This window comes from Haloterrigena turkmenica DSM 5511, assembly GCF_000025325.1.
Classification (GTDB): domain Archaea; phylum Halobacteriota; class Halobacteria; order Halobacteriales; family Natrialbaceae; genus Haloterrigena; species Haloterrigena turkmenica.
This window is the reverse complement of sequence record NC_013743.1, coordinates 3,509,087-3,527,773: the sequence shown is the minus strand read 5'-3', so window position 1 is coordinate 3,527,773 and position 18,687 is coordinate 3,509,087. Positions and strand designations below refer to the sequence as shown.

General features: G+C 64.5%; 23 protein-coding genes. 16 read left to right on the top strand and 7 right to left on the bottom strand.

Going from position 1 to position 18,687, the window contains the following annotated elements; translation table 11 throughout:
- Positions 1–225 precede the first annotated feature (225 nt).
- From HTUR_RS16835 to HTUR_RS16825, 3 genes are read right to left on the bottom strand one after another with little or no spacing between them, the layout of a single operon-like run.
- Positions 226–663, bottom strand: a complete 438-nt coding sequence (locus HTUR_RS16835) for a DUF7500 family protein (protein ID WP_012944539.1) — start codon at positions 661–663, stop codon at positions 226–228.
- A 25-nt stretch (positions 664–688) separates the two neighbouring features.
- Positions 689–1,306: an archaellin/type IV pilin N-terminal domain-containing protein gene (locus HTUR_RS16830; protein ID WP_012944538.1), complete on the bottom strand. Its 618-nt coding sequence runs from the start codon at positions 1,304–1,306 to the stop codon at positions 689–691.
- A gap of 3 nt (positions 1,307–1,309) precedes the next feature.
- Entirely contained in the window at positions 1,310–1,915 is a 606-nt protein-coding gene (locus tag HTUR_RS16825) for an archaellin/type IV pilin N-terminal domain-containing protein (RefSeq protein ID WP_012944537.1), read from the bottom strand.
- A gap of 479 nt (positions 1,916–2,394) precedes the next feature.
- Between HTUR_RS16825 and HTUR_RS16820 the strand changes: the two genes are divergently transcribed.
- From HTUR_RS16820 to HTUR_RS16785, 8 genes are all read left to right on the top strand, one after another.
- Complete coding sequence (locus HTUR_RS16820) at positions 2,395–3,570, top strand: FlaD/FlaE family flagellar protein (protein ID WP_012944535.1); 1,176 nt, start codon at positions 2,395–2,397, stop codon at positions 3,568–3,570.
- A gap of 23 nt (positions 3,571–3,593) precedes the next feature.
- Positions 3,594–4,031 carry a flagellin gene (locus tag HTUR_RS16815; RefSeq protein WP_012944534.1) on the top strand — a complete coding sequence of 146 codons (438 nt, stop codon included), beginning with the start codon at positions 3,594–3,596 and terminating at the stop codon, positions 4,029–4,031.
- A 3-nt stretch (positions 4,032–4,034) separates the two neighbouring features.
- Positions 4,035–4,496 carry a flagellin gene (locus HTUR_RS16810; protein ID WP_012944533.1) on the top strand — a complete coding sequence of 154 codons (462 nt, stop codon included), beginning with the start codon at positions 4,035–4,037 and terminating at the stop codon, positions 4,494–4,496.
- Positions 4,493–5,221: an ATPase domain-containing protein gene (locus HTUR_RS16805; RefSeq protein ID WP_012944532.1), complete on the top strand. Its 729-nt coding sequence runs from the start codon at positions 4,493–4,495 to the stop codon at positions 5,219–5,221. The genes HTUR_RS16810 and HTUR_RS16805 overlap by 4 nt, the downstream gene beginning before the upstream one ends.
- Before the next feature lies 1 nt (position 5,222).
- A complete protein-coding gene (locus HTUR_RS16800) occupies positions 5,223–6,902 on the top strand; it encodes a type II/IV secretion system ATPase subunit (RefSeq protein WP_012944531.1) in 1,680 nt (559 codons plus the stop codon).
- Between the two features lie 31 nt (positions 6,903–6,933).
- Positions 6,934–8,667: an archaellar assembly protein FlaJ gene (gene flaJ / locus HTUR_RS16795; RefSeq protein ID WP_012944530.1), complete on the top strand. Its 1,734-nt coding sequence runs from the start codon at positions 6,934–6,936 to the stop codon at positions 8,665–8,667.
- 159 nt (positions 8,668–8,826) lie between these two features.
- Positions 8,827–9,285, top strand: coding sequence for a FlaD/FlaE family flagellar protein (locus HTUR_RS16790; RefSeq protein ID WP_012944529.1), 459 nt, complete (start codon positions 8,827–8,829; stop codon positions 9,283–9,285).
- A gap of 336 nt (positions 9,286–9,621) precedes the next feature.
- Positions 9,622–10,122 carry a PadR family transcriptional regulator gene (locus HTUR_RS16785; RefSeq protein WP_012944528.1) on the top strand — a complete coding sequence of 167 codons (501 nt, stop codon included), beginning with the start codon at positions 9,622–9,624 and terminating at the stop codon, positions 10,120–10,122.
- A 127-nt stretch (positions 10,123–10,249) separates the two neighbouring features.
- On the opposite strand, the gene HTUR_RS16780 is transcribed toward HTUR_RS16785, so the two are convergent.
- Together HTUR_RS16780 and HTUR_RS16775 are read right to left on the bottom strand one after the other, a co-directional pair.
- Positions 10,250–10,687 (bottom strand): DUF7112 family protein, encoded by a 438-nt coding sequence (locus tag HTUR_RS16780; protein WP_012944527.1) that lies wholly within the window; start codon positions 10,685–10,687, stop codon positions 10,250–10,252.
- A gap of 19 nt (positions 10,688–10,706) precedes the next feature.
- The gene (locus tag HTUR_RS16775; RefSeq protein ID WP_012944526.1) at positions 10,707–11,111 is read right to left on the bottom strand and encodes a 30S ribosomal protein S6e; all 405 of its coding nucleotides are present in this window, start codon (positions 11,109–11,111) and stop codon (positions 10,707–10,709) included.
- Between the two features lie 397 nt (positions 11,112–11,508).
- Between HTUR_RS16775 and HTUR_RS16770 the strand changes: the two genes are divergently transcribed.
- The 6 genes from HTUR_RS16770 to HTUR_RS16745 all read left to right on the top strand — a co-directional run bounded on the left by HTUR_RS16770 (position 11,509) and on the right by HTUR_RS16745 (position 15,393).
- Positions 11,509–11,793 carry a hypothetical protein gene (locus HTUR_RS16770; RefSeq protein WP_012944525.1) on the top strand — a complete coding sequence of 95 codons (285 nt, stop codon included), beginning with the start codon at positions 11,509–11,511 and terminating at the stop codon, positions 11,791–11,793.
- An 85-nt stretch (positions 11,794–11,878) separates the two neighbouring features.
- Positions 11,879–12,145, top strand: a complete 267-nt coding sequence (locus tag HTUR_RS16765) for a hypothetical protein (RefSeq protein WP_148225350.1) — start codon at positions 11,879–11,881, stop codon at positions 12,143–12,145.
- Complete coding sequence (locus HTUR_RS16760; protein WP_012944524.1) at positions 12,142–13,140, top strand: hypothetical protein; 999 nt, start codon at positions 12,142–12,144, stop codon at positions 13,138–13,140. Before HTUR_RS16765 ends, HTUR_RS16760 begins: the two co-directional genes overlap by 4 nt.
- 10 nt (positions 13,141–13,150) lie before the next feature.
- A complete protein-coding gene (locus HTUR_RS16755; protein ID WP_012944523.1) occupies positions 13,151–13,501 on the top strand; it encodes a hypothetical protein in 351 nt (116 codons plus the stop codon).
- Positions 13,502–13,540: 39 nt separating this feature from the next.
- A complete protein-coding gene (locus HTUR_RS16750; protein ID WP_012944522.1) occupies positions 13,541–13,972 on the top strand; it encodes an SHOCT domain-containing protein in 432 nt (143 codons plus the stop codon).
- 131 nt (positions 13,973–14,103) lie between these two features.
- Complete coding sequence (locus HTUR_RS16745; RefSeq protein ID WP_012944521.1) at positions 14,104–15,393, top strand: MBL fold metallo-hydrolase; 1,290 nt, start codon at positions 14,104–14,106, stop codon at positions 15,391–15,393.
- A 38-nt stretch (positions 15,394–15,431) separates the two neighbouring features.
- Here the strand turns inward: HTUR_RS16745 and HTUR_RS16740 are convergent, their stop codons facing one another.
- Positions 15,432–15,938 carry a TIGR03668 family PPOX class F420-dependent oxidoreductase gene (locus tag HTUR_RS16740; protein ID WP_012944520.1) on the bottom strand — a complete coding sequence of 169 codons (507 nt, stop codon included), beginning with the start codon at positions 15,936–15,938 and terminating at the stop codon, positions 15,432–15,434.
- A 113-nt stretch (positions 15,939–16,051) separates the two neighbouring features.
- Between HTUR_RS16740 and HTUR_RS16735 the strand changes: the two genes are divergently transcribed.
- The gene (locus tag HTUR_RS16735) at positions 16,052–17,266 is read left to right on the top strand and encodes an MFS transporter (protein ID WP_012944519.1); all 1,215 of its coding nucleotides are present in this window, start codon (positions 16,052–16,054) and stop codon (positions 17,264–17,266) included.
- A 10-nt stretch (positions 17,267–17,276) separates the two neighbouring features.
- Here the strand turns inward: HTUR_RS16735 and HTUR_RS16730 are convergent, their stop codons facing one another.
- Complete coding sequence (locus HTUR_RS16730; RefSeq protein ID WP_012944518.1) at positions 17,277–17,798, bottom strand: cupin domain-containing protein; 522 nt, start codon at positions 17,796–17,798, stop codon at positions 17,277–17,279.
- A 98-nt stretch (positions 17,799–17,896) separates the two neighbouring features.
- Between HTUR_RS16730 and HTUR_RS16725 the strand changes: the two genes are divergently transcribed.
- The gene (locus HTUR_RS16725; RefSeq protein WP_012944517.1) at positions 17,897–18,685 is read left to right on the top strand and encodes an HpcH/HpaI aldolase family protein; all 789 of its coding nucleotides are present in this window, start codon (positions 17,897–17,899) and stop codon (positions 18,683–18,685) included.
- The last annotated feature ends 2 nt before the right edge of the window (positions 18,686–18,687 follow it).

The window sequence follows — 18,687 nt, the reverse complement described above, 5'->3', positions numbered from 1 at the left end:
CTGACTCGCGTCGCGAGTCGACTCGAGCGACGCGCTGTCGGAGAGTTCGTGAGACGGACCTTCAGCGCCAACTAGCCAGTAGCGGTCCGATGAATGGACTGTAACAACAGAACGTTCGTCACCCGTCTGATCGCAATCCGCGAGTGGAACGGAAAATCCACACTCCATCGAAACGAGACACGCCGTATTCCTGTATTCCCTGTTTGTGTGTGGCGCCGACGGCGATCAGACCTCGAGATCGGACGCGGCCAGCATGACCTGCAGCGCTTCGCCGGGCGTCATGTCGTCGTCGAGCTGGCTCGCGTACCAGGTCAGGAGGTCTACGAACACCTCGCGGACGTCGTTCGACGTCGCGCGGTGGTGTGCGATCTCCCCGTCGGTTTTCAACGTGATATCGACCCCGTGCGGTTCGGGTGCGTCGGCGAGTGCGTGATCCGTGCGTACGTGATCGTCAGTCTCGCCGTCTGCACCCTCGGCGGACGCGTCGTCCGCTGGCGGTACGTCTGCGGCCTCAAGGGCCGCAGACATTTCCGTGCGCTTCGAATCGGATCCCGATCGAACCAGATAACGGTTCTCGCCCAACGCGTCGACGTGATCGTCTTCCAACTGCAGCTCGTCGGGGGCGAGGACGCCGTCGTCGTGCTCGAGTGAATCGGGGGTCATTGGTTGTCAGTCGTGGGTGAGGTGGTTAGACCTCGACGACGCTCTTGTCACCGAACGTCGACGGAACACTCACACCGTAGGTGTACTGTGCACCGGACTGGTCGATGATTTTGATAGTGGCTTCCGAACCAGAGGGTAACCCATTACCAGATTCGATTGCTTTAGTATCGATATGGATCTCCATTCGTTCACTCGTCTCGATGAGCGATTCACCGTCGTTATTACTGGTAAGGCTTTTCGTTCCGAATTTCGTTTCGTTCGCGTCAGTTAACCCACCATCTACCGAGGCATTTGCGCTCTCGTTGAACGTGAGTGCAATGTCCTCGTTATTACTGGTGTATTGGACGGTCGCTGACGTCATATCGATGGCGTTCGACCCGGCAGATTTCTTAATAGTCAGATTGAGCGACGTGACGTTGTCGGCACCGTCGGTCATGCCGACCGCATGGACGACATCGATCTGATTCGCGACTTCTTCTTGGGTCTCGGAGCCGGTATTGGATGCCTGACTCTGTAGGACACCAGCCGTGTTGATGAGGACACCTGCTGCGATCGCTGCGACGAGTACCATCGCGATGAACACGATGAGAGTACCGATACCAACTTGACCGCGGGCGTCATCGTCCGTTAGATTCTCGAACATACTTCAGACCTCCACGATGGTCTTATCGCCGAAGGTACTCGGCACGCTCACACCGTAGGTGTACTGTGCACCGGACTGGTCGATCAGTTTGACAGTTGCGTCGTCGCCACCTTGAAGCCCGCTATCACCATTACCGGTGCCTTCGATCGCGTCGGCATTGATCGTAATTATGACTCGTTGTTCAGTGTCAGTAAGTGAATCGTCGTTATAGCCGTTCACTCCGTTCGTGATGAAGTCAGTATCGCTGGCGTTACTCACGTTGTTCCCGCCGTGAGTCAGCGTTACCGCTTTATCATCACTCGTATACTGAATAGTCGTCGAGGTGAGATCGATCGCGTTCGATCCGGCCGACTTCTTGATCGTCAGGTTGATCTGGTCGACTGCATCGTTCGCGGAAACGTTACCGACCGCGTGGACGACGTCGATCTGGTTTGCGACTTCTTCCTGCGTTTCGGAGCCGGTATTCGATGCCTGGCTCTGCAAGACCCCAGCCGTATTAATCAATACTCCTGCCGCAATCGCCGCAACCAGCACCATCGCGATGAACACGATGAGGGTACCGATACCCACCTGGCCACGTTCTTCGTTGTCTGTTATTGCTTCGAACATAATGCGTACACCCTGTATGCCGGACTCGTCCACCACGTGTCACACTGCGCGCGACACGCTCGAGCGCCCCCGTGGACACCGTCCACGCGAACACTCCTCGCCGACCTGACGGGCCGAGCCCGTCGCTCCCTCCGCGGGCGTGGCGACGGGACGTCGGTCGTGTCCCGTCGAGGGTCGGCGCGTGGCGAGTACGTTGGCATCACAGTATCTGGGGATGCACCCCGGTCGGGACAACGAATAGTCGGACTATCAAGCTCTGTACCATTTCGGGCGGCGTATCGAGACTCGACTCACGACTCGAAACGCGGCGCGAACTCGAGCGTACACCTTTAGGACCCTACCCGCTACTGAGGAGTAGTATGAGTCTGCAACGTGTAACTGGGGACACGCCGCCCGTTGTCGGCGTCCTCGAGTCGGTTCCCGCCCTCGAGTCGACCGCGACGAGCGTCCCCTCGAGTTACGACCGCGTGTAGGTGACAATGAATTTCGGACTCGCATCCCTCCGCGAACTCATCGAAGACTTCCTCACGAACAGCGGCGGTCGCCGGGGCCGCCAGCGCGAGCAGCGACGGGAGGAGAGCGACGAGTTCGGCGGCGAGCCCGAGGCCGAGTCCGCGACCGACGGGCAGTCTCGAGAGACCGAGTCGGGATCGCACGACGGCACGTCAGAGTCTGAGCCGGAGTCGACCGAGAGCGACAGCGGTGACGGTGGCAGCCGCAGTGGCGGCGGCTTCTTCGGCCGCGGTTCGAGCGACGACGAGGACGACATCGACGACCTCTTCTACCGGATCGAAGAGCTCGAGGAGGAACTCCAGGACAAGGAAACCGAGCTGGGATCGGTTCAGGACTCACAGCAACACGTCGCCGAGCAGGTCGAGGAGATGAACGACCGCGTCCAGCGCCTGCTGGGCGTCTACGATCAGGTGACCGACGACGTGAACCCGTTTACCGGCGAGGGCGAGGCCCAGAACGGCTTCGGCGTCTTCGGCGAGGACGAGAAGCGCCGCGACGGGTCCTCGAGCGCGCCGGGAATCGAGAGCCGACTCGCCGCCGATTCGACGGCGAGCGACGAGACGGTCTCGTTCGACGACCTCAAGGGCGTGATCGAGGACGCCGCGGCGACGCAGTCCTCGGGCGGCGAGCGGATCGCGTTCGACGAGGACGACGTCGACGAGAACGATACGCGCGTCGAAGTGCAGGCGACCGAAAGCGTCGACGAGCCCGAGACGACGAGCGACGCCGCCGGAACCGATGCGGGCGTCGGAACTGACTCGAGCGACGCTGACGACTCCGAGGACGATCCGGACGACGCGACTCTGTCGACGCTCGCGGACACGTACGCGACGGACATCATCGTCTTCGAGTGGCTCACCCGGCTGGTTCGGACCGGCGGCTCGGCCGCGACGCTGCGAGCGATCTCCTACTACGCCGAGATCGGTTGGATCGGCGAGGACGTCAAGACGCATCTCGAGGACGTCCTCAGCGGTCCGGATCTGGACATGCACGTCGATCCGGGCTCGACGCCGGAGGAACTGACCGCCGAGGATCACGCCGACAGCTACACGTACATCATGAAGCTGCAGGAGATCCACGAAACGAAAGCGGAGGTCGAACCGGAACACGACCGCGCGCCCGAATCGGAGCTGGGGACGTGACTCCCCGATCGAGGTGACCGACCGTGGGATTCAGTACTAGTGGCGCGACGGCGATCCTCTTCGTCGGCGTGCTCGTGGCCGTCGGGATCGCCTACCCGGTCGTCCAGACGGCCCACGAGGAGCGCACGAGAGCCATGGACGACCGCGACGATCGAGCGCTCGAGATGCGCAACACGGCGATCGACCTCGAGACGGCGAGCTACGACGGGAGCGAACTCACCGTGAACGCGACCAACACCGGTTCGTCGACGCTGACGGTTCCCGCGACGGATCTGCTCGTCGACGGCGCGTTCGTGGCCGACGGCGAGTGGACCGGGACCGTGGTCAACGGGACGACCGGCCGAGAACTGTGGCAGCCCGGCGAGACGCTCTCGATCACGGTCACTACGGACGATCGGCCGGACAGGCTGAAGCTCGTGACCGAGTACGGAATCGCCGAGACGACGACGGAGGTGAGCTGATCGATGTCCGGTGATTCGGTCTCGACGCTGATCCTGTTTATCGCCGCGATGCTCGTCGCGGCCGGCGTCGCCGGGACGCTCGTGACCAACGTCAACGGGATCAGCAACTCGATCGACACCTACAGCGGCGACGTCAGAGACCAGATCGATACCGATATCGAGATCATCAGCGATCCGGGCAGCGACGCGGTGTACAACGGGACCGAGGAGAACGTCACGATCCTCGTCAAGAACACCGGCGATCGGACGCTCGAGACCGACGGGACCGACCTCGACGTGCTGATAAACGGAGAGTACGTCCAGCGGGACGCGATAACGGTAGAACTGCAGGGTAATACCAGCAGCTGGCGGCGCGGCGACGTCGCCGAACTGCGGTTCGACGCGTCTCTCGAGTCGGACGCCGAGCACCGGATCATCGTCAGCGTCCACGGTGACGAGGAAACGCTCGAATTCTACGTACCATGACTGAGTACCACTCCATCGGACTGACGGGACGAGATCGCGTGAACAACGCCATCGGCGGCGGCATTCCCGAGGGCAGCGTCGTCCTCGTCGAAGGGGAGGACGGCGCGGGCAAGAGCGCGCTCTCCCAGCGGTTCTCCTACGGGATGGCCACCGAGGACGCCTACGTCACCTATATTTCGACGGAACTCGAGTGCTGGGAGTTCGTCCAGCAGATGAACTCGCTGTCCTATGACGTCGTCGACCTCCTGTTGAACGAGCAGTTGCTGTTCTTACACGCGAACGTCGACACGCACGACGAGGGAACAAAGCGCCAGTTGCTCGCCCGGTTCGCGAGCGCGGAGACGCTCTGGAAGGCCGACGTGGTCTACGTCGACACGCTCTCGGCGCTGTTGCGAAACGATCCCAACTACGAGGCAGTCGTCGACGAGGGCGACGAGGATCACGTCATCCAGCGGCTCGTCTCGTTTCTCCGGCACGTGACCATGCAGGACAAGACGGTCGTGTTGACGATCGATCCGACGAGCGTTCGCGACGACGCGCTGCGGCCGCTGCGGAACGTGGCCGACGTCTACTTCCAGATCGAGACGAACACGGTCGGGCAGGAGATCCGCCGGAAGATTCTCGTTCGTCGGTTCCAGAACATGCGAAACCCCGTCGACGATTCGATCGGCTTCAACGTCCAGCAGGGCCGCGGAATCTCGATCGTCAGTAGGACGGTGGCATAACATGTCCGATTTCGGGACCAACCGACTCGAGAACGAACTGGACGCACTGGCCGACGAGTACCCGCACCTGCGGGAACACCTCGACTGGTTCTACGAGGAGTACAACGAGTATCCGAAGCTGATCGACGAGCCGTCGGGCGAGTGGGAGTCCGACCGGCCGAACGTGATCTACGAGGCCGAGGCGCCGATCTTCTGTCACGTCCACGGCGACCTCGGGATCAGTACCACCTACTACTGCGTCGAGCCGACCCTCGAAGGCGAGGATCAGGAACTGTACGACCGCATCCGTCGACGGATCCTCGATAAGAGCGTCACGCGACCGGCGCCCGGCGACAACGAGGAGTTCGAGGAGCACCTGGACGAACTCCTCGACGCCGTCGTCGAGGTGACCTCGGGAATCACCGGCCAGTCGATCGGTCGGCTCAAGTCCCTCGGCACCAGCAAGATCTCCCTCTCGCGGGACCAGTTCGACCGACTGCGCTACCAGCTTCAGCGGGATATCGTCGGACTCGGACCGCTGGAACCGGTGATGGTCGACACGGCCAACGAGGACATCCACGTGATCGGCCCGAGCCAGTGTTACCTCGATCACGGCACGTACGGGATGATCGAGGCGACGGTCGACTTCGGCACCCCCGCGGAGTTCGAGCAGTGGCTGCGGAACATGGGCGAGCGGATGAACCACCCGGTCAGCGACTCCGACCCGGTGATCGACGCGACGCTGCCCAACGGCTCGCGTATCAACATCATCTACTCCGACGATGTCTCCGTACAGGGCCCCTCGATGACGATTCGACAGGGCGAGGAGATCCCGCTGTCGATCTTCCAGATCACGAAGTGGGGGACGCTCAGCCCGGAGCTGGCGGCCTACCTCTGGCTCTGTCTCGAGAACGAACAGACGGTGTTCGTCGTCGGCGAGACGGCCTCGGGAAAGACGACGACGCTGAACGCGATCCTCTCGTTCATTCCCCAGGACTCGAAGATCTACACCGCGGAGGACACGGCCGAGGTGTTGCCGCCCCACGATACCTGGCAGCAACTCCTCACCCGGGAGGGGTCGGGCGACGAGTCGGCCGACGTCGACATGTTCGACCTAGTCGCGGCCGCGCTGCGTTCGCGTCCCGACTACATCATCGTGGGCGAGGTCCGCGGGGCGGAGGGGCAGATGGCCTTCCAGGCGGCCCAGACCGGCCACCCGGTCATGCTGACCTTCCACGCCAGCGACATCGTCTCGATGATCCAGCGGTTTACCGGCGCCCCGATCAACGTCCCCGAGACGTTCATGGACAACTGTGACGTCGCGCTGTTCCAGAACCGGGTCAAGCAGGGCGACGACGTCCTCCGCCGGGTCACGTCGGTCCAGGAGATCGAGGGCTACTCCGACTACGAGGGCGGCGTCGTCACCCGGCAGGCGTTCAAGTGGGATCCCCGCGACGACGAGGTCGCATTCACGGGTCGAAACAACTCCTACGTCTTAGAGGAACAGATCGCGACCCTGCTGGGCTATCAGGACACCCGCGAGATCTACGACGAACTCGATCGACGCGCGGAAATCATCCGCCAGCTCATTGACGCCGACGTGCTCGGCTACCACGAGGTCAACGACGCCATCGCCGACTTCCAGCGCGACGGTATCGAGGGGCTGCCGATCCAGATCCGCGGCCTCAACCAGTTCGCCTGACGCGTTCACCCCATCTGACTTCCCACCACCTATGGCGACAGAATCCGAATCAAAACCCCAGCCGACGCCGGACATGAGCGCTCGCTCCCTCCTCGAGTCGCTCACCACTGCGTACGCGAACATGGGGATGTCCACCGGGCGATACCTCCTGCTCGCGATCACGCCCGGATTCGGACTGTTCATCGCCGCGGTAGTGCTGGTAGTCGTGTTGAATCTGTCCCTGTTGCTCGCGCTTCCGGTCGTCCTCCTCGGACTGTTGGCGATGGTCGTCGCCGTTATCTACCCGAAACTCGCCCAGGACCGCAAGCGAAAGCAGGTCCGCCAGCGCTTTCACCTCTTCTTGACTCACATCACCATCCTCTCGATGACGAACATCAACCACGTCGAGATCTTTCGGACCTTAGCCGAGGAAGACGAGTACGACGCGCTCGCCGAGGAGATGGGATATCTCGTCGCGCTGGTCGACACCTGGAACCAGAGTCTGGACGACGCCTGTCGCCTGCGGGCCAAACAGACGACGAGTCCCCTCTTGACGGACTTCCTCGAGCGACTCGCCTACACCGTCGGCGGCGGCCAGCAGATCAGCGAGTTCCTGATGGACGAACAGGACACGATCATCCAGCAGTTCGTCACTCGCTACGAGTCGGATCTGGCGAAACTCGACGTGATGAAGGAGCTGTACATGTCGATGATGCTGTCGGTCGCGTTTATCCTCGTGTTCGCCATCGTCCTGCCGATTCTGATCGGGACCAGTCCGACGCTACTCATCGGCGGGACGATCGCCATGTTCGCGATCGTGCAGGCGGGGTTCGTCTACGCGATCCACGTCGTCTCGCCGTACGATCCGATCTGGTACATCGAGGAGACGGCCGGTGTCGGCCCCCTCTCGCGGATCCCGCGGGCGCTGGCGATCGGGATCGGGACCAGTCTCGTCCTCGCGGTCCTCGTCTTGCTCGTCTTACTGGGGATCCTGCCGATCGCCGCCGATCGGATCCCGCTGCCGATTCTGGCGGCGATCCCGGTGACCCCGCTACTGCTGCCCGGCTGGCGAATGCGCCAGGAGGAAGAGCGAGTCAAGGACCGCGACGCCGAGTTCCCCAGCTTTATTCGCGCGCTCGGGACCGTCGAGGGCGTCAAACAGACCTCGACCGGGAACGTCCTAGAGAGCCTGCGCCGCAAGGACTTCGGGGCGCTGACCGCGAACGTCGACGCCCTCTACAAACGGCTCAACATGCGGATCGACAACGTCCGCTCGTGGCGACTGTTCGCCGCCGAAACCGGCTCGTACCTCATCCAGAAGTTCGGCGACATGTACGTCGTCGGCCGACAGATGGGCGGCGACCCGAAGGTACTCGGGAACGTGATCAGCAAGAACCAGAACGAAGTGCTCAAGGTCCGCGAAAAGCGCCAGCAGGCGACGACGACGCTTATCGGCGTCCTCTACGGGATCACGGCCTCGAGCGTCTTCGCCTTCTTCATCGGCCTCGAGATCGTCGAGATCATGATGGACATCACCGCCGAGATGAACATGGACGAGATGAATTCCGCCGCGGGATCGTTCATGCACACCGAACAGTACAACCTCGTGGCGATCGAGTACTTGCTGATCCTCACGATCCTCATCAACGCGATGCTCTCGTCGATCATGATTCGGATCACCGACCGCGGTCACATGATCAGCAGCCTCGTTCACTTCGTCTTCATGACCTGGCTCGGCGCCCTCGTCGCCGTCAGCACGCAGTACATTGTCAACTTCGTGATGTAGGGTCGCGGGAGTGCGTCGCTGTGTCGGACTCCGTAGTGATCTCGCGGCGACGCCGATCCGAACGACTGGAGGGGACGACTCATCGCTCGTAATCGGACGAACCTTCTTGATACTACCGCGACTGCTGACCGTATAGACCGGAGACACCGGTCACTCATCATGATCGGATCAAAACCGTACCTCGAGACGCTCGAACAATCGGCCGGGCGGACCGACGCGACCATCCAGTGGGCCCGCTTTCTCGGCGAAACCTTCGGGACGACGGGGGCGCTCAACTGCCTGCGCTACTACGAGACTCTCGGCTGGATCAGTCCGCTCGTGCGCGAACAGATGGTCTCCTATCTGCGGGGACTCTCCTTGGGCGAAATCCACAACAAGCGGTACGACGAACCGACGACCCTCGAGTACCCCCTCGAGTCGCTCAGCGGAACGCTGTTTAGCAGCCACGCCAAGAGTCTCGAGTACATTGCGACGATTCGCGGCGACGACCTCGAGGAACACGTCATGATCGCTCGGATGGCCGAACGACGCGTCGAACGTCAGATCGACGAGGACGACGAGGACGGGAATCCCGACGAGATGGTGAGCATCATCCGGGACGGACCGTCGACGTACTGACATACCACAGTTATTTTTGACAATAACTCAAAGAGATAGTTACTTCGAGATGAAATTAGGATATTATAACATATTGTGAGGTTATTCTGTTGATTTCGTTGCTATTGAGTCTCTTCAATCGACACTAATACCTGATAATATATAAGAACAGTTATTTTATAAGTCACGATAGATTCTAATTACTCAAATAGTGTCTGTTCCGTTCCCTGTCGTTTAATATCTCTCAGTGTCAGGGTCACAGTAGTCGTGACTGGGTCCGCTGTCACCGGAGGCAGTGCGTGGCCGACGCGTGGCGCCGACGGGTCCATTCACGTACCCCCCCACTGGTGATCGTCAATGCGTGAGGAAACCCCCAATACCGAGTCCGTCTTCGACGAACTGTCGAGGGCGGCGACTGCGGATTCACAGTCGGAATCGTACGATATCTCTCTTGGAACGACGGCGGAGTCGACCAAGGACGTCGAGCGCGAGCTCGACGAGCTAATGGATCAGGTTAACGCGGCGTTGCCGACCGACGACGTCACGTTCGACGAGGCGCTGATCAAGGAGAACCTCGACGAGATTCTCCTGATGTTGATCGCCTTACACGAGGAGACCCACGGCAAGGAACTGCTCTCGGATCTAACTCACCTCTTTGGTGCCCAACTCAGTCCGGGCACCGTCTATCCGAGTCTCCACAACTTAGAAGACGAGGACGTGCTGTCGATGCACGCGAAGGTTCGAACCAAGGAGTACTCCATCGCCGACGAGGAGTTCGTCAGGGCGACCGTCGAGCGAACGATGGTCCAGCATCTAGCCTTCGGACTGCTGTTGTACGCGTTCCTGCCGCGACTCTGAGCGGCGGCGACCGCACCGTGCGATCGTAGTTTTACCGATCACGCCGAGAACAGAATGCAGTAGCGACGCCATTGCCGATCGGTGGATCTCCCTCGGATATCCGCCTGTCGACGCCGGCCTTGGGTCGTTACTGCTCCTCTATATCCTTCGCAATATCGCTCAAGCTACTGTTCGGCGGTTCGTACGCGTCGTAGTAGGTCGTCTCGCCGGGGGCCCGCAGTCCGTAGAGGAAATCGGGTTCGACGACGTCGATTAACACCGAGCCGCCCGTCGAGACGCTTCCCTCGTCGACCCACTCGGTAAGTCGATCCGTCGCTCCGCTCGGATCGCGCGCCGCGTCCGGCGTCTCGTAGACGCCCGGAATCGACAGGTCGTCGCCGGTCAACGCCCGCTCGACGCGACCGAACAGCTCCTCGCCCTCGATGACGATCCGGACGACGTCGTCGGTCGGAAACGCCTCCCGGTCGTCGGCCGGGATCTCGAGGCGCACGCCGGTCGTCGTCTCCACACAGGTCGACCGAACCGTCTGCACTGACGGATGGTCGCTCGCAATTCGATCTGCCATAAGCCGAAAAAACTCGTCGTTACTCGCCGTCCTCGGCGTCGCCTTCGCCGAGCAGTTCGTCGACGTCGGTGCTGCCGCGGTCGACGATCGAGGCGTTGATCTGTGCGACGGCGTCGGAGACCTCGCGGCCACGAACCGTGATTCGGCGGCGTTCGCCGTCACGGGACGGCTTGTAGCCCGTCTGGCGCTCCTTCATCAGGACTTCCTTGAGGTTCGAGCCCGCGACCTCGGGGTTCAGCGGTCGGCCGGCGTCGTCGGAGCCGCCGGTGATCTCGAGCGTGTAGCCGTCGAGACCGACCGCGCCGCCGTCGACTTCCTCGCCGATCGACTTGCCGATAAACCGGTTTGCGTCCTGTTCCTCCGCCTCGAGCTGATGGGACGACCCGGAATCGGGGTCGCCGACGACGACAGTGAAACTTGCCATACCCGACGGAAGAGGACCGTCGGTCAAAAGAACATCGATCGAAGTTTGCTCTGCGGGCGCGGCTACGCCGTGCCCTCGGCAAAATCTCGAGAGAGCAAAGCTCTCTCGGACCTCGCGGGAGCGAAGCTCCCGCTTAGCTTCGATGAAAAGCGCCCCTCCTTCCCCGACGTTCACTTTGTTCACTCCACATCAGTCGTCGGCCCGCTCGCTCACTTCGTTCGCTCGCGGTTATTACTGGTGAACGCCTGCCCTTCCCCGGATCGGACGGCTCGAGCGATGCTCGAGCCGTCCTCCCGGCCATCAGGGTCGGTGTGGCTCCGCTATCGAACGGTTCGGGCCGAGCGTCTCGGTCGCCGCCGCTCGAACAGTCAAGTACCTGCAACGCTTACGGAAACCCGTGTTCATCGATCCCGGGAAACTCGAGGTCCGCCTGCGCGACGAGTTCGGTGGTACGATGGGCCAGTCCCGCGTGGTCGTTCGACAGGCCGTCGACCTCGCCGACGCCGGCCAGTACGAGGACGACGTCGGGGTGCCGCTGACGAACGAGGTGGTCCTCGACGAACTCGCGGACGCGCCTGACGGGCCGCCGACCGACCGGTGGAACTGGTGGATCGGGTCGCTCGAGATCGCCTACGGCGGCTACGGTCAGTTCGGGATCCGACGGTATCGAAACGAGGAGTAGCGGCCAGGGCCGGAGTTGCCCCTCGAGCCATCGGTATTCGTGTAAACCGAAACGACTTTTTCGACCCTGACTGACTATTCGGTCAGTGACCAGCACAGACGCTCGTGATGCGATCGTGGGTGCGACGTCTCAGGCCCGCTGTGAGGTCGGCGGCGCTGACCTCACCGGCCCGCTCGCCGCCGATCGAACCGATCGCAGCACGCCCCCGTCGTTCGCCCGCTCCGGTCCGCTTACGGTCGTCGTCGACTGGGTCCGCTCGAGAGCGGACGCCGAGCGACTCGCGGACCGTGCCGACGACTCGCCGATCGGCGGCGAACCGCGCTCGGAACAGGACGGTGGGTCGCCCGAATGAGCGACCCCAGCGACCCCGCCATCGCCGACGGGTCCGCGCTGCGACGAGACGACGATACCACGGCTCGGAACGCCCGGCGTCAGCGTCCCGCCGAGACTACCGACGGCCTCGCAGCGCCGATCCGAGCGCTGGCCACCGCATCACTGCCGCCACGTGACCGATCGCTGCCCGCGACGCTGTGTACGACCGCCGGCGAGGTCGGACTCGAGACCGCGGATCCCCACACGCGGCCCGATTCGGACCGGCTGGGCCGCCTCCTCGAGCCCGCCGCCACGTCTGTCGTCCTCCTCGAGGGGTATGTTCGGCTCCGGCTCGCGCTGGTAGCGGGCGCCGACGGCGCCGATCACGACGCCCGGATCCGAACGGCCGACGCGACACCGGAGTGGCTGTCCGCCCTGCTCGAGACCGTTCAGTTACCGGCGGACCGGGACGCCGTTCTCCTGGCGAGCGATCACCTCCACGCCGGGGCGTACGCGACGATCGCCGACGCGCCGCTTCCGGCGGAACGCCAACTCGAGCTGTACCGCCTGCTGACCGAGGGGTCGTCGGCGCTCGCGCGCCGCTTCCTGCTCCTGACCGACGCTGCGCCGGTCGACGAGCGACGCGGTGCCATCGATTATGCGGACGTCGAGGCGACGCTCGCCGAGACCGCCGGTGCGCTGGGCGCGGCCGTCGTCGGCGCGCCGACCGAAACACGGACGGCGCTGCGGACCTATAGCCACGCGGTGATGACCGCACTCACGTCCCGAACCCCGGTCGCGTCCGCTGTCGATCTCCGGTCGCGCGCCGCTCGCATCCTCGCCGGAGAGGTCGAGACGCCCGCGCGAGCGGCGCCGCGCGACGGGGCCAAGTCGGGCAGTCCGACCGTCGAGTCCCACCTCGAGCGAGCCCGCGAGGCCCTCGAGTCGCTGGCCGCGGCCGTCGAGACGACCGGCTCCGATTCGACACCGCTGGACCGACTCGAGCGCGCGACGCGGTTGCCGTTTTCCGGGTGAGTCACGACCGATGAGCGACGGCGAGTTCTCGCGTCCGATCTGGCCCGCGTACCCGCTCTCGGCGTTCGTCGCCGGGCTCGGCCACTGCTATCTGGGCGAGTGGAAACGCGGGGCGAGCTGGTTCGTGCTGTACGCCCTCGCGCTCGCCTTCCTCTCCGCCCGGACGCTGTCCGGCGCGTTCGCCGTGAGCGAGCCGTTCGTCGTCACGGCGTTGCAGTTCGACTCGGTCAGCTACCTGGACGTCGCCGTCCCGCTCGCCGTTCTGATCGTCTGCCTGCTCGACGTCTATCTCATCGGGCTCACCAAGCGAGCAGCCCCGCTCGTGGCGGTCTCCGGCGAGCCTCGCTCCAATGGCTCCTGACGTCTGTAGGTTTTTGTGCGTGTGAACCGAATTACAGGTATGGCTCGACTCGGATCACTCCTGCTCAAGGGCGCCGGAGCCCTCCTGCTCGCGTTCGTCGTCCTCGGCGTCATCGCGACGGTCGTCGGCATCGTCCTCTCGCTCGTCGCGACCGTCGTTACGGCCGTCGTGACGCTCGCGATGCTCGCCGTCGTCGTCCTCGCCGTCGTCGGACTCGTCTCCCTGCTCCGAGACGGCGGAGGAGGGGACGACCTCGAGGCCGCGTACGGAAGCGACGGCGCCCGGTCGACCGACGATCCCGAGGAGCGACTTCGCTCGCAGTACGTCGACGGCGAACTCAGCGATGCCGAGTTCGAACGGGAACTCGATCGCGTCCTCGAGGACGGACGCGGCCGCACGGACGGGCTCGAGAGTCGACGATTGCGTGATTCGACGACCACGACTGATCGGTCGCGGCTCTGGGATCGGTAGTCGCGGTTCCGCGCCGCCCCGTCACCGCCCAGTCCTCGCCGGGCTGCTCCACCCTGCCGTCGTTGGTCCGCTGCCCTGCCGCCGCGTCGATTTTGAAACCCCTTATTCGACTCGAGGACGCAGTGCGAACGATGGAGCTTCGATTTCTCGGCGGCGCTCGCGAGGTGGGTCGCAGCGCGATCCTCGTGAACGACGCCCTGCTGCTCGATTTCGGGATGCTGACGGCGAACCCGCCGCAGTTTCCCGTCGAGACGCCGACGCCCGAGGCGGTCGTCGTCTCCCACGGCCACCTCGACCACGTCGGCGCCGTCCCGTCGCTGCTCTCGGGCGATGCCCGGCCGCCGATCCACTGGACGCCGCCGACGTACGAACTGACGCTGACGCTCGCTCGAGACACGCTGAACCTCCACGGCGGGACGATGCAGTGTCCGTTCACCGAGACGGACGTCCAGCGCGTCACGCAGGTCTCGCAGACCCACGGCTACCGCGAGACGTTCGAGGCGGCCGGCCACGAGGTGACGTTCTACAACGCGGGCCACATCCCGGGCAGCGCGCACGTCCTCGTCGACGACGGCGAGACGCGGCTGCTCTACACGGGTGATTTCCACGTCGACGATCAGCGGGGCGACGCGGCAGATACGACATCCCCGAGCGGCCAGCGACTCGTCTCGGGAACGACCGCGCGACCCGACGCCGACGTCGTCTGCTGTGAGAGCACCTACTCCGACGTCGAACACGACGACCGGGCCGTCGTCGAGGAGCGGTTCGCCGAGAGCGTCCAGACGACGCTCTGGGAGGGCGGCACGGTCATCGTCCCCGCGTTCGCGATCGGCCGTACTCAGGAGATGATGCTGGTCTGCGACGCACACGACATCCCCTGCTACGTGGACGGAATGGGCAAGCGAGTGACCGAGATGCTGCGCCAGTACCCCGACTTCGTCCGCGACGCCGACGCGTTCCGGGGGGCGATCTCCCACGCGCGGTTCGTCACTGGCCGAAACGGCCAGCGGAAACGCATCACCGACCAGAAGGCCGCGATCATCACCACCAGCGGGATGCTCTCAGGCGGACCCGCTATGACCTACATTCCCGAGATCCGCGCGAATCCGACGAACAAGATCGCGATGACCGGCTACCAGGTCGAGGGCACCCCCGGCCGCGACCTCCTCGAGACCGGGAGCGCCGAGATCGACGGCCGCCGGATGCCGATCAGCGCCCAGGTCGAACAGTACGACTTCTCCGCGCACGCGGACCGGGACGGGATCCTCGAGTTCCTCGAGTCCTACCGGGACGGTGAAGTGCTGATCAACCACGGCGACCGCTGCGAAGCGTTCGCCGAGGAACTGCGGGCGGACGGATTCGACGCGACGGCGCCCGAGCGCGGCGATACCGTCTCGGTGTCGCCTCGCTCCGCACTGTAGGATTCCGCCACGCTATGGCCGTCCGCTGCGTTTTCGCCTCACTCCGCGTACTCCTCGAGCGCACCCCACGAGAGCGTCCGCTCGACGCGGATCTCGAGGACCGTACGCTCTGACAGGTCGTGGTCGGCATATTGAGCGTACTTCGACTCGAGGGCGGCGACGGCGGCGGCGTGGCTGCTCGCGCCTGTCCGTCGTTCGGCGTCGCTCGTTTCGGCGTCCTCGTCGGGCGGAACGACGCGAGCGCGGCCCCGGACCTGCACCCACGCGAGCTGCGACCAATCCTCGCTGTAGTAGTCGGCGAGCACGGTCGCGTGCGGGTTCGTCCGTACGTCGCGGACGCGCCGGAGGTCGCGGGTTGACTTCGGTTTCTCGTCGATTGCCGAGACGACTCGGAGGTCGCGATCGGAGTCGGACGCCGAGTCGCCGCCGGCGTCCTCGAGCACCGCGTAGCAGATCGGTACCGCGTGGGGACGACCGTCACCGTCGGCCGTCGCCAGCGTCGCGACGCGGGCGCGCTCGAGGACGGCTCGCTCTTCGGGCGTCATATCGAACGAACGACGCCGACGGGGAAAACGGTCGGTGCTCACCGTCGACCGAACCCGGGGCTATCCACCGGAAGAGCAAACTACTCGAGTGGCCCGACACTCACTCCGTCCGAATGGGTCGCTCGAGCGCTGGCTATCGCCGGGAGTACGGACTCGTCGCGTTCGGAGCGCTGAGCTACACCTGTCTGATGTTCGTCTGGTTCTCGCTGCCGGCGTACCTGTCGGTCATCATCGACGACGTGGGGCTCTCGAGCACGCAGGCGGGAATTCTCACGGGCGCGGTGCCGCTGACCTACATCCCGCTGGCGCTGTTCTCCGGTATCGCCGTCGACCGGATCGGGCCCGGCCGGAGCCTCGCAGCGGGCGTGCTGATCTACGGGATCGCACAGATCGCCCGAAGTTTCGCGCCCGGCTTTCCGTCGCTGTTCGCCGTGACGCTACTGCTCGGCGTCGGCGCGACCGCCATCACCTTCGGCCTCCCGAAACTGGTCGGTGTATTGTTCCCGCCCGAGAAGACCGGCCGCCCGTCGGCGATCTACCTCGTAGGCGCGTCGACGGGCTCGGCGCTCGTCTTCGCCGTCGGACGGCCAATCCTGGGGCCGTGGCTCGGCGGCTGGCGGCCGCTGTTCTTCTGGAGCGGCGTCGTCGCCGTCGCCTACGGGCTCGTCTGGACGCTCGTCACTCACCGAGCGGGGATCGACGGCCGGATGGCCGTCGACGACTCCTTCTCGCTCGAGTCGGTCGTCGCCGATCTTCGGCTGGTGCTCTCCCACCGCGAACTGCAGCTGGTCGTCGTCATCGGAACGATGTACCTGCTCTTGAATCACGGCCTGCAGGGATGGCTCCCGACGCTGCTCGAGTCCCGGGGGCTCGCGGCCGGCCCGGCCGGCCAGACCACGAGCCTGCTGGTGGCGTCCTACGTCGTGGGCGTGCTCGCCGTCCCGGAACTGGCCGATCGGTACGGACTGCGACGGCCCGCGCTGATGGCCTGCGGCGCCGTCGCGTTCTGCGGCGTCGCCGGCGTGATCGCCGGCGGTACCGGTCCGCTGGTCCTCACCGGTATCGTCGTCACCGGCATCGGCGTCGGCGGGATCTCGCCGCTCGTTCGGGCGATCCCGCCGGACCTCGAGGGGATCGGCGCCCGCCTGACCGGCACCGCGGTCGGCTTCATCTTCGCCGTCGGGGAGATCGGCGGCTTCTTCGGCCCGGTGCTCATCGGGGCGCTGCGCGACGCCACCGGCTCGTTCGCCCCCGGACTGGCTATTCTCGCGGGCGGCGCGCTCGTCGTGGTCGTCGCGGGCGCCACCCTGCAACGCCTCGCTCACTGAGTCCGGGTCCTCACTCCTCGAGCACCAGCGTCGCCTCGCAGTCGGGGCACTCGAAGTCTGTCTCGTCGGTCCTCGAGAGTCGCATGTGATCGCAGTCGCAGTCGGGACACGCGATATTCCCGTCGTCGAGCCCCGGAATCCGAGCGATACGAACGTCCTTGCTGTCCCGCGGCGCGCCCAGCGCCAGCGCGACGACCCGGTCGTCGCCGGCGTTGCGTCCCGACTGGAACTCCCCAGGAGCGAACCGGACGACCTCGCCCTCGGCGACCGTCACCTCGTCGACGCGCTCGGTCGCTTCGTCTCCGACGGCTGCTCCCAGCTCGAACGTCGCTTCTCCCTCGAGGACGACGAACACCTCCTCCTGATCCGTGTGGGCGTGGACGGAGCCGCTGAACCGCTCGCCGGGCTCGAGGACGTAGCGCGTGATCGCGAGGTGGTCCGTCCCGAGGGGGTCAGCGAGGGCGCGGCGATCGGCGTGGAGGGCCTCGTCGTCCGGATCGGAGTCGACGTCGTCGATCGCGATGCGTCGCATGGATCGCCATTCAACGCGTCGGAACAAAACCCTTCGAGAACGGAGCGGACTTCTAATTCAGCGCGAAGCTTTATCCATTCGGTTCGTGTCGGAGGCCTATGGCGACCTCGCCACGAACGAACCTCTTACAGCAGACGCTCGCAGACGGCGACGTCGCGCTCGGTGTCCTCGAGAACGCGTACGATCCGACGCTGGTCGAGTTCTACGGCGAACTTGGCCTCGATTTCGTCTGGATCGACCTCGAACACGCCGGACCGAGCCCGTTCGACGGCGACCGACTCGAGGACCTGGCCCGGGCCGCGAACGTGACGGGAACGGAACTGCTCGTTCGCTTGCCCGAGCCCGACCCCGGGATGGTCCGGAAGACGCTCGACGCCGGCGTCCGGTCGCTGTTCGTCTCCCGGATCGAGTCCGCCGACGAGGTGCGGCGGGCGATCGAGGCCTCGCGGTTCGAGTACGACGGCGAGCCGGGCAAACGCGGCTTCGCCAGCCCCCGCGCGAGTCGGTGGGGGACGACCGACGACTACGCCGGTACCGAGGACGACGAGATTATCGTCGGCGTGACGATCGAGAACCCGACCGCGGTCGACAACATCGAGGAGATCCTCGAGGTGCCAGGGTTGGGGTTCGTCTTCGCCGGCCCGCTCGATCTGGCCGTCTCGCTGGGCCACCCCGGCGAGCCCACCCACGACGAGGTCGAAGAGCGAATCGAGGAGATTCGAGAGGCGGCCCTCGAGGCCGAGGTCCCGCTGGGCGGGCTCGGGTTCGGGATGGACGACGTCAACGAGAAGGCCGAGTCGGGCTACCAGATCCTCAACCTGGGGAGTACGACCGGAGCGCTGGGCGGCGCCGTGCGCTCGTGGCTGAACGAATACGGAGGTACCTGATC

Coding starts and splice junctions, on each gene's coding strand:
- HTUR_RS16835 (WP_012944539.1), bottom strand. CDS start 663: ATGACCCCCGATTCACTCGAGCACGACGACGGCGTCCTCGCCCCCGAC.
- HTUR_RS16830 (WP_012944538.1), bottom strand. CDS start 1,306: ATGTTCGAGAATCTAACGGACGATGACGCCCGCGGTCAAGTTGGTATC.
- HTUR_RS16825 (WP_012944537.1), bottom strand. CDS start 1,915: ATGTTCGAAGCAATAACAGACAACGAAGAACGTGGCCAGGTGGGTATC.
- HTUR_RS16820 (WP_012944535.1), top strand. CDS start 2,395: ATGAATTTCGGACTCGCATCCCTCCGCGAACTCATCGAAGACTTCCTC.
- HTUR_RS16810 (WP_012944533.1), top strand. CDS start 4,035: ATGTCCGGTGATTCGGTCTCGACGCTGATCCTGTTTATCGCCGCGATG.
- HTUR_RS16805 (WP_012944532.1), top strand. CDS start 4,493: ATGACTGAGTACCACTCCATCGGACTGACGGGACGAGATCGCGTGAAC.
- HTUR_RS16800 (WP_012944531.1), top strand. CDS start 5,223: ATGTCCGATTTCGGGACCAACCGACTCGAGAACGAACTGGACGCACTG.
- flaJ (WP_012944530.1), top strand. CDS start 6,934: ATGGCGACAGAATCCGAATCAAAACCCCAGCCGACGCCGGACATGAGC.
- HTUR_RS16790 (WP_012944529.1), top strand. CDS start 8,827: ATGATCGGATCAAAACCGTACCTCGAGACGCTCGAACAATCGGCCGGG.
- HTUR_RS16785 (WP_012944528.1), top strand. CDS start 9,622: ATGCGTGAGGAAACCCCCAATACCGAGTCCGTCTTCGACGAACTGTCG.
- HTUR_RS16780 (WP_012944527.1), bottom strand. CDS start 10,687: ATGGCAGATCGAATTGCGAGCGACCATCCGTCAGTGCAGACGGTTCGG.
- HTUR_RS16775 (WP_012944526.1), bottom strand. CDS start 11,111: ATGGCAAGTTTCACTGTCGTCGTCGGCGACCCCGATTCCGGGTCGTCC.
- HTUR_RS16760 (WP_012944524.1), top strand. CDS start 12,142: ATGAGCGACCCCAGCGACCCCGCCATCGCCGACGGGTCCGCGCTGCGA.
- HTUR_RS16755 (WP_012944523.1), top strand. CDS start 13,151: ATGAGCGACGGCGAGTTCTCGCGTCCGATCTGGCCCGCGTACCCGCTC.
- HTUR_RS16750 (WP_012944522.1), top strand. CDS start 13,541: ATGGCTCGACTCGGATCACTCCTGCTCAAGGGCGCCGGAGCCCTCCTG.
- HTUR_RS16745 (WP_012944521.1), top strand. CDS start 14,104: ATGGAGCTTCGATTTCTCGGCGGCGCTCGCGAGGTGGGTCGCAGCGCG.
- HTUR_RS16740 (WP_012944520.1), bottom strand. CDS start 15,938: ATGACGCCCGAAGAGCGAGCCGTCCTCGAGCGCGCCCGCGTCGCGACG.
- HTUR_RS16735 (WP_012944519.1), top strand. CDS start 16,052: ATGGGTCGCTCGAGCGCTGGCTATCGCCGGGAGTACGGACTCGTCGCG.
- HTUR_RS16730 (WP_012944518.1), bottom strand. CDS start 17,798: ATGCGACGCATCGCGATCGACGACGTCGACTCCGATCCGGACGACGAG.
- HTUR_RS16725 (WP_012944517.1), top strand. CDS start 17,897: ATGGCGACCTCGCCACGAACGAACCTCTTACAGCAGACGCTCGCAGAC.